This window comes from Streptomyces sp. NPDC037421 (genome assembly GCF_055602105.1).
In genome coordinates this window covers 30,137-44,388 of record NZ_JBVJWV010000028.1, presented here as the reverse complement: position 1 = coordinate 44,388, position 14,252 = coordinate 30,137, and the positions used below count along the sequence as shown (strand labels likewise).

Annotated in this window: 12 protein-coding genes, 1 tRNA gene and 2 pseudogenes; 8 read left to right on the top strand and 7 right to left on the bottom strand. The window is 73.3% G+C overall.

Translation table 11 applies throughout. The features are described 5' to 3' along the window. Positions 1-66: 66 nt before the first annotated feature. On the bottom strand, positions 67-1,650 hold the full coding sequence (locus tag ACZ7IF_RS30185; protein ID WP_470977797.1) for a beta-N-acetylhexosaminidase: 1,584 nt from the start codon (positions 1,648-1,650) through the stop codon (positions 67-69). A 63-nt stretch (positions 1,651-1,713) separates the two neighbouring features. Here ACZ7IF_RS30185 and ACZ7IF_RS30180 point away from each other — a divergent pair, with 63 nt between their 5' ends. The 3 genes from ACZ7IF_RS30180 to glmS all read left to right on the top strand — a co-directional run bounded on the left by ACZ7IF_RS30180 (position 1,714) and on the right by glmS (position 4,862). Next, the gene (locus ACZ7IF_RS30180; protein WP_470977794.1) at positions 1,714-2,598 is read left to right on the top strand and encodes a DUF4429 domain-containing protein; all 885 of its coding nucleotides are present in this window, start codon (positions 1,714-1,716) and stop codon (positions 2,596-2,598) included. 106 nt (positions 2,599-2,704) lie between these two features. After that, positions 2,705-2,980 carry a hypothetical protein gene (locus ACZ7IF_RS30175; RefSeq protein WP_007264192.1) on the top strand — a complete coding sequence of 92 codons (276 nt, stop codon included), beginning with the start codon at positions 2,705-2,707 and terminating at the stop codon, positions 2,978-2,980. Between the two features lie 64 nt (positions 2,981-3,044). Further along, positions 3,045-4,862 (top strand): glutamine--fructose-6-phosphate transaminase (isomerizing), encoded by a 1,818-nt coding sequence (gene glmS, locus ACZ7IF_RS30170; RefSeq protein ID WP_470977791.1) that lies wholly within the window; start codon positions 3,045-3,047, stop codon positions 4,860-4,862. A 92-nt stretch (positions 4,863-4,954) separates the two neighbouring features. Here glmS and ACZ7IF_RS30165 read toward each other — a convergent pair whose 3' ends face one another. Beyond that, entirely contained in the window at positions 4,955-5,521 is a 567-nt protein-coding gene (locus ACZ7IF_RS30165; RefSeq protein ID WP_470977790.1) for a GPR1/FUN34/YaaH family transporter, read from the bottom strand. A gap of 99 nt (positions 5,522-5,620) precedes the next feature. Next, positions 5,621-6,151, bottom strand: coding sequence for a universal stress protein (locus ACZ7IF_RS30160; RefSeq protein WP_362461766.1), 531 nt, complete (start codon positions 6,149-6,151; stop codon positions 5,621-5,623). 417 nt (positions 6,152-6,568) lie between these two features. Here ACZ7IF_RS30160 and ACZ7IF_RS30155 point away from each other — a divergent pair, with 417 nt between their 5' ends. The 4 genes from ACZ7IF_RS30155 to ACZ7IF_RS30140 all read left to right on the top strand — a co-directional run bounded on the left by ACZ7IF_RS30155 (position 6,569) and on the right by ACZ7IF_RS30140 (position 9,355). Continuing rightward, positions 6,569-6,955, top strand: a complete 387-nt coding sequence (locus ACZ7IF_RS30155) for a hypothetical protein (protein WP_470977898.1) — start codon at positions 6,569-6,571, stop codon at positions 6,953-6,955. Positions 6,956-7,331: 376 nt separating this feature from the next. Beyond that, positions 7,332-8,507 (top strand): helix-turn-helix domain-containing protein, encoded by a 1,176-nt coding sequence (locus ACZ7IF_RS30150; protein ID WP_125817271.1) that lies wholly within the window; start codon positions 7,332-7,334, stop codon positions 8,505-8,507. Positions 8,508-8,585: 78 nt separating this feature from the next. Next, positions 8,586-9,188, top strand: a complete 603-nt coding sequence (orn, locus tag ACZ7IF_RS30145; RefSeq protein WP_469114287.1) for an oligoribonuclease — start codon at positions 8,586-8,588, stop codon at positions 9,186-9,188. A gap of 94 nt (positions 9,189-9,282) precedes the next feature. Continuing rightward, a tRNA-His gene (locus tag ACZ7IF_RS30140) sits at positions 9,283-9,355 on the top strand. 143 nt (positions 9,356-9,498) lie between these two features. On the opposite strand, the pseudogene ACZ7IF_RS30135 reads toward ACZ7IF_RS30140, so the two are convergent. Next, a pseudogene (locus tag ACZ7IF_RS30135) lies at positions 9,499-10,418 on the bottom strand (LacI family DNA-binding transcriptional regulator). Between the two features lie 158 nt (positions 10,419-10,576). On the opposite strand from ACZ7IF_RS30135, the gene ACZ7IF_RS30130 reads away from it, so the two are divergent. Next, on the top strand, positions 10,577-11,866 hold the full coding sequence (locus ACZ7IF_RS30130) for an MFS transporter (RefSeq protein ID WP_470977788.1): 1,290 nt from the start codon (positions 10,577-10,579) through the stop codon (positions 11,864-11,866). Here the strand turns inward: ACZ7IF_RS30130 and ACZ7IF_RS30125 are convergent. From ACZ7IF_RS30125 to ACZ7IF_RS30115, 3 genes and pseudogenes are all read right to left on the bottom strand, one after another. After that, a complete protein-coding gene (locus tag ACZ7IF_RS30125) occupies positions 11,814-12,110 on the bottom strand; it encodes a DUF3303 family protein (RefSeq protein ID WP_470977786.1) in 297 nt (98 codons plus the stop codon). The genes ACZ7IF_RS30130 and ACZ7IF_RS30125 overlap by 53 nt on opposite strands. An 87-nt stretch (positions 12,111-12,197) precedes the next feature. Further along, on the bottom strand, positions 12,198-12,872 hold the full coding sequence (locus tag ACZ7IF_RS30120; protein WP_470977785.1) for an NADPH-dependent F420 reductase: 675 nt from the start codon (positions 12,870-12,872) through the stop codon (positions 12,198-12,200). 169 nt (positions 12,873-13,041) lie between these two features. Continuing rightward, positions 13,042-14,160 (bottom strand): annotated as a pseudogene (locus ACZ7IF_RS30115) (sensor histidine kinase); the annotation flags it as partial. Positions 14,161-14,252: the final 92 nt, after the last annotated feature.

Genomic DNA, 14,252 nt, shown 5'->3' with positions numbered 1-14,252 from the left:
CGTCGACCGGCCTCCCCCAGCCCGACAGATCGTTGCACGGACCTGCGACAGCCCAGCCGTCGGCGCCTACTCCCACGGCACCTCCGGCGCCCGGTAGTACGCCGTGTCCTGCGCGTCCAGGCGGGGGGCCTGGGAGGCCAGGCGGGGGCGGTACGCGGTCCAGTCCAGGGACGCGGCCGGGGACCAGCCGAGTTCCGCGAGGCCGAGGAGGCGGGGGAAGGCCATCAGCTCCCAGTCGGCGCGGGTCGCGATGGTCTCCGTCCACAGGGGGGCTTCCACGCCGAGGACGGCGGATTCCGGGACGCCGGAGAGGTAGGCGCCCGGGTTCCAGGAGTAGGAGCGCTGCACCGGGACGTAGCCGGCCCAGGCCAGGCCCGGCTTCGTCGCCTTGTCGTACTTCATGTCCAGGTAGGCGCGGTCCGCCGGGGAGAGGATGAGGGGGTGGCCCGAACGGGCCGCCGCCGCGACCGCGGACTTCTCCGCGGCCGCCGTCTTGTCGTGTCCCCAGTACTGGAGGACCGCGCCCGGTGCCGGGCGGGCGTTCGCGAGCTGGTGCCAGGCCACCACCGTCTTGCCGTGCTTGGCCACCACCGCCTGGGCCCGGTCCATGAAGGCCGCGTAGTCCGCCGCCGGGGTGGAGTGGGCCTCGTCGCCGCCGATGTGGAGGTAGCGGCCCGGGGTGAGGGCGGCCAGTTCGCCGAGGACGTCGTCGATGAACTCGTACGTGCGCTCCTTGCCCACGCACAGCGAGCTGAAGCCCACCTTGATCCCGGTGTAGCGCTCGGGGGCCTTGCCGTCACAGTTCAGCTCCGCGTACGAGGCCAGGGCGGCGTTGACGTGGCCCGGCATGTCGATCTCCGGGACCACGTCGACGTAGCGGCGCGCCGCGTAGGCGACCAGGTCCCGGTACTCGGCCTTGGTCCAGTGGCCGCCGGGCCCGCCGCCGACCTCGCTCGCGCCGCCGTACGTGGCCAGGCGCGGCCAGGAGTCGATGGCGATGCGCCAGCCCTGGTCGTCGCTGAGGTGCACGTGCAGGGTGTTGATCTTGTACTGGGCGAGCTGGTCGACGTACCGCTTGACCTGTTCGAGAGGGAAGTGGTGGCGGGCGATGTCGACCATCGCCCCGCGGTACGCGAAGCGCGGGGCATCCGTGACGTCGCCGCCCGGGACCTCTCCCGCGCCCCGCACCGGCAGCAGCTGCCGCAGCGTCTGCCCGCCGCGGAAGAGGCCCGCCGGGGTGTGCGCGGTCAGGGTGACCCCGGAGGGGGCGGTCCGCAGCCGGTAGCCCTCCGCGCCCAGCTCCCGGGCCCGGTCGTCCAGCCGCAGCCGGATCCCGTCCCCCTCCTCCCCGTCGACCACCGGCAGCGGCAGCCCGCTGGGCCCGCGCAGCTGCTCCGCGAGGAGCTCGCCGACCCGCCGCACCTCCTCCGGGGAGCCCGGCCCGGTACGGATCACCGTGCCCGCGCCGAAGGCGTACCCGGCGCCGCCCGAGGCCCGCGCGGAGGCCGGCGCCGGCAGGAGCCGTTCGTAGGGGGCGAGGGCGGCGGGCCGGCCGGTGCCGGGTCTGGCGTCGTCGCCGCGGGCCGCGGTGCAGGAGACGGCGGCGGCGAGGACCAGGAGGGCGGCGAGCGTGCGACACGGGGCTCTCATGCGCCCAGGTATAGGCCAAACGGCCCTCTCTCGGGCCCCACATCACGGTGGGAGAATCACCGGATGGCGGAAATCATCCAGAAGGACGGTACTTGGACCTTCGACGGGGACGCGGTGCGCATCGTGCCGGGCCGCGACAAGGGGGTGGGGCTGCTCCGGCAGCACCTGGGCGAGGTGGTCGTGCCGCTGCGCGCCATCGGGGGGATCAGTTACGAGCCGGGGCGCAAGGCGGGCCGGCTGCGGCTCCGGCTGCGCGACGGGGCGGACCCGCTGGTACAGGTGACGGGAGGCCGGCTGCCGGAGTCTTCGGACCCGTACCGGCTGTCGGTGGAGTCGGACCGCAGCGGCGTCGCGGAGTACTTCGTGGACGAGGTGCGCAACGCCCTGCTGCTGGACCAGGTGGATCCGGGCCCGTGCGACGCGTACCTGATGCCGGGGCCGGCGGTGCCGATCGCGTTCGGCGCGGGTGACGCGACGGCCTCCTTCGACGGCGACCGGGTGGTGCTGGACTGGAACTGGACCACGGAGGAGGCCAAGCGCTCGGGGGGTCCGTGCGAGTTCCGGGTCGCGGACGTGCGCGCGGTGGACTGGTCCCCCTCGAAGGGCCTGGACAACGGCTGGCTGCGGTTCACCCTGGAGGGTGCCCCGCCGGCGTCCGCGCCCAAGTACGACCGCTGCACGGTGGAGCTCTTCGGCTTCAAGAAGGACCCGCTGATGGCGCTGGTCGCGGCGGCCGTGGCCGTACGGATGCCCCATCCGGCGGCGCCCGCGCCCGAGCCGGACCGGCCGCTGCCGCTCGCGGAGTCGGCACCGGCGCTGGCGGGCGAGGCCGCGGACCACGACACCCTGCTGCGGCGGCTGCGCGAGGTGGGCGAGCTGCACCAGTCGGGGATCCTCACCGCCGATGAGTTCTCGGCGGCGAAGGCGGCGATTTTGGGCCGTTTCTGACCACGGAGGACCGGAATCTCCCATTCCCTGGTCCAGACCAGCGAGATCCTGCCCGATATCGGGCAGGATCTTTGCGTTTCACTCCTTGGACAGTCAATATCTACTGGTGCTCGACCGCCGCCCGTCGCATGACGACCTCGTCGACCACCTGGTGCGCAGCACCGCGCTACAGCGCGGAGAAGCCGCCCGGGTGGTGCTGGACGTGCTCGCGTACTTCAACGAGACGACGGAGGAGTTCGTCCGCCGCCGTCACCGGGAGTTGCAGTCGGGCGGCGCGGTCAACGCGGAGATCTTCGAGCGGATCGCGGCCGAACTGCCGCACCGCGCCGTGGCGCCACCGGAGCTCTCGCTCCGGCAGCTGCGCCGCATCGTCTACGGCTGACAGGGGCCCGTACGGCCGCGCGCGGACGAGCAGGAACACTGGACTTCAGGAGGGGCAAGACCGTATGTGTGGAATCGTCGGTTACATCGGCAAGCGTGACGTGGCACCGCTGCTGCTCGAAGGCCTGGCACGACTGGAGTACCGCGGGTACGACTCCGCCGGCATCGTCGTCAACAGCCCGAAGGCCGCCGCGCTGAAGATGGTCAAGGCCAAGGGCCGCGTCCGCGACCTGGAGGCCCGCGTCCCCAAGCGCTTCGCCGGCACCACCGGCATCGCCCACACCCGCTGGGCCACCCACGGCGCCCCGAGCGACATCAACTCGCACCCGCACCTGGACCCTGAGAACAAGGTCGCCGTCGTCCACAACGGCATCGTCGACAACGCCGCCGAGCTGCGCGTCAAGCTGGAGGCCGAGGGCGTCGTCTTCGCGTCCGAGACCGACACCGAGGTGATCACCCACCTGATCGCCCGCTCCCAGGCCGACAGCCTGGAGGAGAAGGTCCGCGAGGCGCTCAAGGTCATCGAGGGCACCTACGGCATCGCCGTGATGCACGCCGACTTCGCCGACCGCATCGTCGTCGCCCGCAACGGCTCCCCGGTCATCCTCGGCATCGGCGAGAAGGAGATGCTCGTCGCCTCCGACGTGGCCGCGCTGATCGCGCACACCCGCCAGGTCGTGACCCTCAACGACGGCGAGATGGCCACCCTCAAGGCCGACGACTTCCGCACTTACACCACCAGCGGTACGACGACCACCGCCACCCCGGAGACCGTGGAGTGGGAGGCCGCCTCCTTCGACATGGGCGGCCACGACACCTACATGCACAAGGAGATCTCCGAGCAGCCCGACGCGGTCGACCGCGTGCTGCGCGGCCGGATCGACGACCGCTTCAACACCGTCCACCTCGGTGGTCTGAACCTGGACCCGCGCGAGGCGCGCGGCATCCGCCGGGTCAAGATCCTGGGCTGCGGCACCTCCTACCACGCGGGTCTGATCGGCGCAGGGCTGATCGAGAGCATGGCCCGCATCCCCGCCGACGCCGAGCCTGCCTCGGAGTTCCGCTACCGCAACCCGGTCGTGGACCCCGACACCCTCTACATCGCCGTCTCCCAGTCGGGTGAGACGTACGACGTGCTGGCGGCCGTCCAGGAGCTCAAGCGCAAGGGCGCCCGCGTCCTCGGCGTGGTCAACGTGGTCGGCTCCGCGATCGCCCGCGAGGCCGACGGCGGCGTGTACGTGCACGCCGGCCCCGAGGTCTGCGTCGTCTCCACCAAGTGCTTCACCAACACGGTGGTGGCCTTCGCGCTGCTCGCCGTGCACCTCGGCCGGATCCGGGACCTGTCGGTCACCGACGGCAAGCGGATCATCGACGGCCTGCGCAAGCTCCCGGCGCAGATCGAGGAGATCCTCAAGGGCGAGGAGGACATCAAGCGCCTCGCCGCCGAGTACGCCGAAGCCAAGTCGATGATGTTCATCGGCCGAGTCCGCGGCTACCCGGTGGCCCTGGAGGCCTCCCTCAAGCTGAAGGAGATCTCCTACATCCACGCCGAGGCCTACCCGGCCTCCGAGCTGAAGCACGGCCCGCTCGCCCTCATCGAGCCGGCGATGCCGACGGTCGCGATCGTCCCGGACGACGACCTGCTGGAGAAGAACCGCGCGGCGCTGGAGGAGATCAAGGCCCGCAGCGGCCGGATCCTGGCCGTCGCCCACCGCGAGCAGGAGAAGGCCGACCACACGATCCTCGTGCCCAAGAACGAGGACGAACTGGACCCGATCCTGATGGGCATCCCGCTCCAGCTGCTGGCGTACCACACCGCCCTGGCCCTGGGCCGGGACATCGACAAGCCGCGCAACCTGGCGAAGTCCGTCACGGTCGAGTAGTCACCACGGCGCACGCGCAGGCAGGGCACGCGTAAGGGGTGCCACCGGAACTCCGGTGGCACCCCTTCGCGTTGTCCCGCGGTCCGGGCCCGTCAGCCCGCGGCGACCGCCCGCCCGGAGCCCTTGCCCAGCGCCATCGGCCACTTGGCCAGCGCGGCCGTGGCCCCGTACCAGGCCAGCAGCCCGGACACGGCCGCGACCCAGCCGCCCGCCTTCGCCATACCGGCGCTGTCCGCGAAGGCGGCTATGGCCAGCAGGAGGAGGGAGAGGGTCAGCAGGGCGTAGACGCCCTGGCCGAACAGCCCGCTCGACGCGGCGAGCGTCAGGGTCAGCGCGAGCATCGCGAAGAGGACGAGAAACGTTCCGGCTGCCTCGTCGGAGACCGAGGCCCCCGCACCCTTGGCCCAGGTGAACCAGAAGATGCCGAGGCCCGCGAAGGCGGTGCCGTTGAATCCGTTGCCGCCGCGGTATTCGAGGAGGCCGAGGAGGAAGAGGGCCGCGCCGCCGACGTACATCGCGAGCGACACGGAGTTGGCGGCGGTCACACCGGAGAGGACACCCGTGTGGCCGATACCGAACGCGAGAAGGGTGAGACCCAGGGCGATGTTCCCCAGGGTCGAAGTCGAGGCCGTGCTTCCCGCAGAGACACCATTGTCCACGGCGGGCTCCCTTCGATCTGCAGTTGTTTGCTGCGTCCCAGCAGCATTTATCTACCCTTTACAAGGGGGTTCACAACCGCACAATCGCAATACAGTGGGTTACGGAATGACAACAACGGGTCGCTGCGCCCGCTTCGCCAGCCGCCCCGCGACCGAGCCGAAGATCCGGCCGACGATCCCGTGGGTGGAACCCACCACGATGGCGTCCGCCGAGTACTCCCGGCCGACCTCCTCCAGCTCGTGGCAGATGTCACCCCCGCGCTCGACGAGGATCCACGGCACCTCGGACAGGTAGTCCGCGCAGGCCAGTTCCAGGCCGAGCACCTCGGTGCGGTGGTCGGGGACGTCCACGAAGACGGGAGGCTCGCAGCCGGCCCACACCGTGGTGGGCAGCCGGTTCGCCACATGGACGATGATCAGACCGGAACCGGAGCGCCGGGCCATGCCGATCGCGTAGGCCAGGGCGCGCTCACTGGACGTGGAGCCGTCGAAGCCCACCACCACGCCGTGCCGGAAGGCCGGGTCGCAGGGGTGACGTGTCTGTTCCACCGCGCGCAGGTCGCTCGATACGGAATCGGCGAGGTGCTTGCGCTTGCGGTCCGCGGGTTCGGAGAATTCGTGACCGGCCATGGATGTCTCGGGGAAGAGTCCTCGGGGGAAGCGACAGGGACGGTTTCGGCGACTCGGATCTTCTGACGACGGGGGCCCTGGCCACGAGCGTTTTTGACGACACAGCGTGACCGGGCTCTGTCCTGGAAGCATCTTTCCAAGCCCTTACCCACCAGGGTACGGCGACACTCCTGTCCTGCACAGGGCATGCCGCCCTTGGAGAGCGTCCCAGGGAGCATGCCGGAGCGCGAGCGCCTTGGCAATGGCAGCTGTCCCCTACAGCCAGTGACGAGAGACCCTTGCGCCACCCGTGCGCGCAGTGACCGAGGCCCGTACCGGGGCGTTGGACAAGAGTCCGACCGTCCAGGAAGAGCCCGCAGGGAGTACGCCGTGCCCGGCCATCCGGTTCACCCCGTCCAGCCCGTCCAGCCCGCTCCGATGACGCGGTCCGCCCGGTCCGCCCGCTCCGCGCCGTCCTCCGCGCGCGCTCCGCTTCACCCGTCCGTGCAGTCCGCCGGACGGGTCCACGACGACCCGGCGGGTGACGTGGTGCGCTGGGCCGCCTTCAGCTGCCTGCTCGTGCCGGTCGTCCTGGTGGTCTACGGGACCTCGTACGGCGGGGCCGCCGTGGCGACCCTGGGGCTGGCCGCCGTCACGGCCGCCTGCCGGGTGCTGCTGCGGCACTCGGAGAAGACCGAGCGGGCCGCGGCCCGCGTGCTGTCGGAGGATCCGCTTCCGTCCGGCCACCGCGGCCGGCACTCCCGCACCGGGGCCGGTTCGCACCGCGGTTGCCACGGTTCCGGTGGCACGTCCCCTCACGACTGACCGATTCGCACGTACACACCCGGTTGTTTTCAGCCAACTTCCGGACCCTGCGCTTCCCTTGCCGGAATGTCCCCCCGCCCCCCCCACCACCAGCGACTACGGGCGGCAGGGGGCGTTTCGACCCCATGAGTACTGGCCACGGCCGGATCGCGGGCTTCCCCGTCGGGTAGCGGAGTGGAACGCTTCCTGATCGAATGCTTTTCGCCAAGTTGCCAAGTCGACATAGCGCTGCGTGCTGAACTTGTCACGCCGACACCACGGGACGCAGTAGATTCGATCATGTATTTACGGCGGGGGATCCACGTGCAAGGCCGAGGGGAAACGTGCAGGTGCGACCAGACCAAGGAGTCGCGACACCCAAGGGGGGCTTAGCGCCATGAGCCAGGATTCCACCGCCGCTGTCGTCGCAGACGCGGGCCGGAAGCTCGCGGGGCGTCGCCGCAGGGAGATCGTCGCCGTGCTGCTGTTCAGCGGCGGGCCGATCTTCGAGAGTTCAATTCCGCTGTCCGTGTTCGGGATCGACCGGCAGGACGCGGGAGTTCCACGCTACCGACTGCTCGTGTGCGCCGGGGAGGACGGTCCGCTGCGGACCACCGGCGGACTCGAACTGACCGCGCCATACGGGTTGGAGGCGATCGCCCGGGCAGGCACGGTCGTCGTTCCGGCCTGGCGCTCCATCACCTCTCCTCCGCCGCCGGAAGCGCTCGACGCGCTGCGCCTGGCGCACGAGGAGGGGGCCCGGATCGTCGGCCTGTGCACGGGAGCCTTCGTGCTCGCCGCCGCCGGGCTGCTGGACGGCCGGCCCGCGACGACGCACTGGATGTACGCGCCGACGCTGGCCAAGCGCTACCCGTCCGTCCACGTCGACCCGCGCGAGCTGTTCGTCGACGACGGCGACGTGCTGACGTCCGCGGGCACCGCGGCCGGAATCGACCTGTGCCTCCACATCGTGCGCACGGACCACGGCAGCGAGGCGGCCGGGGCACTGGCCCGCCGGCTCGTCGTCCCGCCGCGCCGCACGGGCGGCCAGGAGCGCTACCTCGACCGGTCGCTGCCCGAGGAGATCGGCGCCGACCCGCTCGCCGAGGTCGTCGCCTGGGCGCTGGAGCACCTCCACGAGCAGTTCGACGTGGAGACGCTGGCCGCCCGCGCCTACATGAGCAGGCGCACCTTCGACCGGCGGTTCCGCTCGCTCACCGGCAGCGCGCCGCTCCAGTGGCTGATCACCCAGCGGGTGCTCCAGGCACAGCGGCTCCTGGAGACCTCCGACTACTCCGTCGACGAGGTCGCCGGACGCTGCGGCTTCCGCTCGCCGGTCGCCCTGCGCGGCCATTTCCGGCGGCAGCTGGGGTCCTCCCCGGCCGCCTACCGTTCCGCCTACCGTGCGCGCCGGCCGCAGGCCGACGTGTCCCCGGTGTCGGAGATGCAGGGCTCGCCGGTGCCGCACCAGCGCACCCCGCAGCCCCAGCGGGCCGCGGCGGCCCTGGCCGCCTCCGGTCCGAGCGTGACCGAGCTGTACGCCCCGAGCCGGGTGCTGCGCGAGCACGCGTAGCGGTCCCCGCACGAGCGAGGAGGTCCCCCGCACCAGTCGAGCACCGGTGCGGGGGACCTTCGGCATAAGGTGGGGCGCATGAACGATCGCATGGTGTGGATCGACTGCGAGATGACCGGGCTCTCGCTGACGGACGACGCACTTATCGAGGTGGCCGCGCTGGTCACCGACTCGGAGCTCAACGTGCTCGGCGAAGGCGTGGACATCGTGATCCGCCCGCCGGACGCGGCCCTGGAGACCATGCCGGACGTGGTGCGCGAGATGCACACCGCCTCCGGCCTGCTCGACGAGCTGGCCGCGGGCACGACCCTCGCCGACGCCGAGGCGCAGGTCCTGGCGTACGTACGGGAACACGTGAAGGAGCCGCGCAAGGCCCCGCTGTGCGGAAACTCCGTCGGCACCGACCGCGGGTTCCTCTCGCGTGACATGCCCGCGCTGGAGGGCCACCTGCACTACCGGATCGTGGACGTGTCCTCGGTGAAGGAGCTGGCGCGCCGCTGGTACCCGCGCGCGTACTTCAACAGCCCGCCGAAGAACGGCAACCACCGGGCGCTCGCGGACATCAAGGAGTCCATCGCCGAGCTGCGCTACTACCGGGAGGCGGTCTTCGTGCCGCAGCCCGGACCCGACTCGGACACCGCCCGGACCATCGCCGCCAAGCACGTGGTGGCGGACGAGTAGACCCTCCGGAGGGGGGCGCGGGGGAAAGGTGGAGCGAGCACCCTCCCGGACCCTGTACCCTTTTCTTCGGCCGGTCGTTCTGCGACCGGACATGGTGGGTGTAGCTCAGCTGGTAGAGCACCTGGTTGTGGTCCAGGTGGCCGCGGGTTCAAGTCCCGTCACTCACCCTGTGGGAAGGCCCCGGTACGCGAAAGCGGACCGGGGCCTTCTGCGTTCCCGGCTGCGCGGCCTCACGTCGATGCGGCCTCACGTCGATGCGGCCTCACGTCGATGCGGCCTCACGTCGATGCGGCCTCACGTCTCCGCGGCTTCACGTCGACCCGCGGACGATCGGTTCCGTGGGCAGGACCACCTCCTCCCGCTCCGCGCCGCCCCCGCCCGAGATCCGGGCCAGCAGGAGCCGCGCCATGGTCCGGCCCAGCTCCTCCGCCGGCGGCCGCACGCTGGTCAGCGGCGGGTCCAGGTGCCGGGCCAGCGCCGAGTCGCCGAAGCCCACCAGCGCCACGTCCTGCGGCACCCGGCGCCCGGCCGCGCGCAGCTCCCGCATGGCCCGCCGGCCCCCGTCCTCGCCCGGGGCCCCGACCGCGACGAGCCGTTCGTCCGGCGGGTGCCCGGCGGCGGCCAGGGCCCGGCGGTAGCCCTCCAGGCGGCGCCGGGCCCCCTCGTCCCCGGGCGGGCCCGCGATGGCGGCTATCGCGCCCGCCGGCCCCGCCCCAGCAGGTGGCGCACCGCCTCCGCGGCGCCCCCCAGGTGGTCGCAGTCCACGCTCGGCAGCGTCCCGGCGCCCGCCCCGCGTCCACCGGCCACCACCGGGATCCCCGGCGGCGGCTCCACCGCGCCCGCCGCCGGCAGCAGCACCCCGTCGACCCGGTGCCCGGACAGCGCCGGCGCACCGCCGCCGAGGGCGAGGACCAGCTCCACCCCGGCCCCGGCCAGCGTCTCGGCGGCCCCGCGCAGCACTCCGGCGAAGCAGGGTTCCGTGAGGAAGGGCGACTGCGGCTCGGGCAGCACCAGGGCGACGGCGCCGGCCCGGTCGGCGGCCGGCGCCCGGGCCGCGCGGTCGGGGACGTACCCCAGCTCGACGACGGCGGCCTCGACGGCCGCCCGGGTGCGCTCGCTGACCCCCGGCGAGCCGTTGACCACCCGGGAGACGGTGCCGCGCCCGACGCCGGCCCGCAGGGCGACCTCCTCCAGGGTCGGCCGTCCCCGCCCGCGCCCGTGACCGTTCATGGCTGCCTCCCGCGGCGAATCTACCGCTTGGCAGAGGCAGGGGGGCCACCACGAGCGGGGGCTTCCGAAGCGGGCGTTCCACGGCTAGCGTCCGCCCGACGGGCAACGGTGCGCGCCGGAGAAACGGGAGGGTCGGCGTGCGGCTGGAGGTTGCCCCCATGTCCCGTACCACCGCGTCCCGGCCCACGGCCGGGGCGGCTCCCGCAGGGTTCCGCGGGGTGTTCGCCCTCGGCGGCCGCGCCCTGCCCGTCCACGCGTTCCTGGCCCGGCTGCCCGCCGCGCTCTGCCCCATCGGGACGCTGCTGCTGATCAACGACCGCGACGGCATCGGCGACGCCGGCGCCGTCGCGTCGGCGCTCTGGCTGGGCCAGGCCCTCGGCGGCCCGGTCATCGGGAGGCTGGCCGACCGGCGCGGCCACCGCCCGGTGCTGCTCGTCGCCTGCGCCGCGAACGCCGCCGTGCTGTGCGCTCTGGTCGCCGCCGTCCTGGCCGGGCTGCCGCTGGCCGCCCGCATGGCGCTGGCCGTCGCGGCCGGGCTGACCGTCCCGCAGGTCGGCCCGCTGGCACGGGCCCGCTGGGCGCGGCTGGCCGGGGAGGACCGGGCCCTGCTGGGCTCCGCGCTGTCCTTCGACACCACCCTCGACGAGGTCGGGTTCGTGGTGGGGCCCGCGCTGGCCGGGATCCTCGCCGTGACCGTGCACCCGGCCTCGGCGCTGGTGCTGGCGGCACTGCTGATCCTGGTGTCGGGGACGCTGTTCGCCCTGCACCCGAGCGCGCCCGGGCCGGCCGGAGCGGCGGGCGCGCGGGCCGGCGTACGGCTGTGGTCGCCGGGGCTGGTCCTGCTGTTCACGATGGCCGTGCTCCAGGGGGCCGCGTTCAGCGGGGCCAATACGGGGGTCAACGCGCTGGCGGGCTCGCTCGGCGAGGGCGGCGCGGCCGGGCTGATATGGGCCGGGATGGCGGTGACCAGCTCCGTCGCCGGTCTGGTGGCCGTGGCCCGGCCCGGGAGCGCGGACCTGCCGGTGCGGCTGCGGTGGACGGTCGGGGTCCAGGCACTGCTCACCCTGCCGCTGCTCGCGGTGTCGGGGCTGTGGGGTGCGGCGGCGGCCGTCGCCGGGATCGGGCTGGCCGTGGCCCCGCACCTGATCGCGCTGTTCGGGCTGGTCGAGCGGACCGGCCCGGCGGAGCGGATGGGCGAGGCCATGACCGTGCTGGGCAGCGGCCTGATCGCCGGTCAGGCCCTCGCCGCGGCGGCGGCCGGACCGCTGGCCGCCGCGTACGGGTACCGGGCCGCGTTCGCCGTGTCGTGCGCGGCGGTGGCCGCGTCGGCCGTGCTGGGGGTGGCGGCGTCGGGACGGGTCCGGTTCGGGCCGGCCGCTCCGGCGGCGACCGCCGTCACGAGGACCGCAACGCCCCCAGCGCCTTCGCCAGGTCCTCCGCGGTCATGACCGGGCCGACCTCGATCTCGGCGTTGAAGTCGTGGAACAGGTCCCAGGTCAGCGCCGGCATCTGCGTGCTGTCCTGGAGGTCGAAGACGATCCAGCAGGAGCGCACGCCCTCGTGGAGGCCGAAATAGGCCGCCTCCGGCTTGACCTTGTCCATCAGCTTCTTGACCGCCTGGGGCAGGCCCCCCGTCGTGATGCCCTCGTTGGTGGCCGCCGTGTCCATGTGGGCCCTGAGCATGACTCTCATGCGTGGCTCCTTCCGTCACCGCCACCCTCCGCGCGGTACGGGGGCGCGGCAACATTTGCGCCCCCGTCCGGCGGAGCCGGGTCACGGTCAGGCGGAGGGGTCGGCCGCCTGGATGTGGAAGTTGAACTCCGAGTGCCCCAGGGCGCCCATCACGCGCAGCCACACCGGCAGCAGCATCTCGGTGCCGCGCGCGGTCTCGATGCCCCCGAGGTCGAGGATGGCGCGGTCCGGCCAGCCGAAGGAGCCCAGCAGGCCGTGGACGGTCTTCTTCGCGTCGGCGTCCTCGCCGGAGAGGAAGACGGTGTGCTCGCCCGGCACCCGGGCCGGGTCCACCATGATCTGGCAGTTCATGGTGTTGAGGGTCTTGACCACGCGCAGCCGCGGGAAGGTCCGCTGGATCAGCTCGCCGAGGCTGTCGTCGTTGGCCGGGTCCAGGACGGGCGGGAAGCCCTTGGAGAAGTCCAGCGGGTTCGCGATGTCGATCAGGATCTTGCCGTCCAGGTCGGCCGCGTCGGCCTCCCCCAGGACGTCGACGCTGACCCGCCCGCCCGTGGCGTTGACCAGGACCTCGCCGCCCCGCGCGGCCTCCGGGAAGCCCGCGAGGCCGACCGCCGGGTGGGCCGCCTGCCATTCGGCGTACTCGGCGCGGGCGAGGGTGGACTCGGGGTCGCGGGTGCCGATGACCACCTCGTGGCCCAGGGAAACCAGCCGGGCGGCCACCGTACGGCCGACGACGCCGGTGCCGAGAACTGCGTAACGCATGCGGATGTCCCATCAGGATCGGTTCTGCACGTGCCGGGCGCGGGATGCGGCCGCACGGGGACCGGCGTGTGCCGGACCCCAACTGGCGCGATCCGTACGGTATTCCACGGCACGGCGGAACGTCCCGGTCCAGGATCCCGGGGCCGGCCGTCCGGGTGGGGCACGCGGGTCAGGCGCCGCGGCGCCTGCGGCGGGCGCGGCGGCCACGCGCACCGCGCTCGCCGCTCCGGGCCCGGTCGTCCAGCGCGATCCACACCCGCACCTCGGTCCCGCCGAGCACCGAGCGCCCGAGCCGTACGTCGCCGCCGGTGGACTCGGCGACCCGCCGCACGATGTCCAGGCCCAGCCCCGTCGAACCGTCCCGGGCTCCGTCGTTGCCGCGCCGCAGGGCGGCGTCCGGGTCGGCGATGCCGGGGCCGCCGTCCGAGACGAGGACGATCACGGCGTCCCCGGCGTCGTGCACGTCCACCGCGAAGGGGGTGGCCTCCGGGGTGTGCCGGAAGACGTTGCCGAGCATGGCGTCGAGGGCTGCCGCCAGCTCGGGGCGGGCCACCGGAATGCGCACGGTGCGGTCCACGCCCGCGAGCCGGACCTCGCGGCCCTCGTCCTCCGCCAGCGCCGACCAGAAGGCCATCCGGTCGCGGATCACCTCGGAGGCGTCGCAGCCGGCGGTGGCGGTGCTGGCGGGCGGGCGCTGTTCGCGGGCGGTACGGATGATCGTGTCGACCTCCCGTTCCAGCTGCTCCACCGCCGCCCGGGTGTGCTCGGCGGCCGGACCGTCCCCGAGGGAGGCCGCGTTGAGGCGCAGCACGGTCAGGGGCGTGCGCAGCCGGTGCGAGAGGTCGGCGGCGAGCTCCCGCTCGTTGGCGAGGAGTTCCACGACCTGGTCCGCCATCGAGTTGAACGCGACGGCCGCCGAACGGAGTTCCTTGGGGCCGTCCTCCGGCACCCGCGCCCCGAGCCTGCCCTCCCCCAGCTGGTGCGCGGCGTCCGCGAGCCGTTCGGCGGGGCGCACCAGGCGGGCGCCGAGCCGGTCCGCGACGGCCACCGAGCCGATGACGAGGGCGAGTCCGACGCCGCCGAGGACCAGCCAGGCGGTGGTGACCCCGTTGCTGACCTCGCTCTCCGGGACGTAGATCTCGATGACCGCGATGTCCCCCGAGCCGAGGGCGATGGGCTGGAGCAGCGCCGAACCCCCGCCGGGGACGCGGGCGGTGGTCGCCCGCCCCAGGGAGCGGGTCTCGGCCACCGCGTGCGCCCCGGCGCGGCCCTCGCCGATGTCCACGGCGGCGGGGGGGGGGGGGGGGGGGGGGGGGGGGGGGGGGGGGGGGGGGGGGGGGGGGGGGGGGGGGGGGGAGGCGCAGGGGGGCTGGGGGGGGT

Bases quoted from the DNA above. Each gene is read 5' to 3' on its own strand.
- ACZ7IF_RS30185 (WP_470977797.1), bottom strand. From the start codon at position 1,650: ATGAGAGCCCCGTGTCGCACGCTCGCCGCCCTCCTGGTCCTCGCCGCC.
- ACZ7IF_RS30180 (WP_470977794.1), top strand. From the start codon at position 1,714: ATGGCGGAAATCATCCAGAAGGACGGTACTTGGACCTTCGACGGGGAC.
- glmS (WP_470977791.1), top strand. From the start codon at position 3,045: ATGTGTGGAATCGTCGGTTACATCGGCAAGCGTGACGTGGCACCGCTG.
- ACZ7IF_RS30160 (WP_362461766.1), bottom strand. From the start codon at position 6,151: ATGGCCGGTCACGAATTCTCCGAACCCGCGGACCGCAAGCGCAAGCAC.
- ACZ7IF_RS30155 (WP_470977898.1), top strand. From the start codon at position 6,569: ATGACGCGGTCCGCCCGGTCCGCCCGCTCCGCGCCGTCCTCCGCGCGC.
- ACZ7IF_RS30150 (WP_125817271.1), top strand. From the start codon at position 7,332: ATGAGCCAGGATTCCACCGCCGCTGTCGTCGCAGACGCGGGCCGGAAG.
- orn (WP_469114287.1), top strand. From the start codon at position 8,586: ATGAACGATCGCATGGTGTGGATCGACTGCGAGATGACCGGGCTCTCG.
- ACZ7IF_RS30130 (WP_470977788.1), top strand. From the start codon at position 10,577: ATGTCCCGTACCACCGCGTCCCGGCCCACGGCCGGGGCGGCTCCCGCA.
- ACZ7IF_RS30125 (WP_470977786.1), bottom strand. From the start codon at position 12,110: ATGAGAGTCATGCTCAGGGCCCACATGGACACGGCGGCCACCAACGAG.
- ACZ7IF_RS30120 (WP_470977785.1), bottom strand. From the start codon at position 12,872: ATGCGTTACGCAGTTCTCGGCACCGGCGTCGTCGGCCGTACGGTGGCC.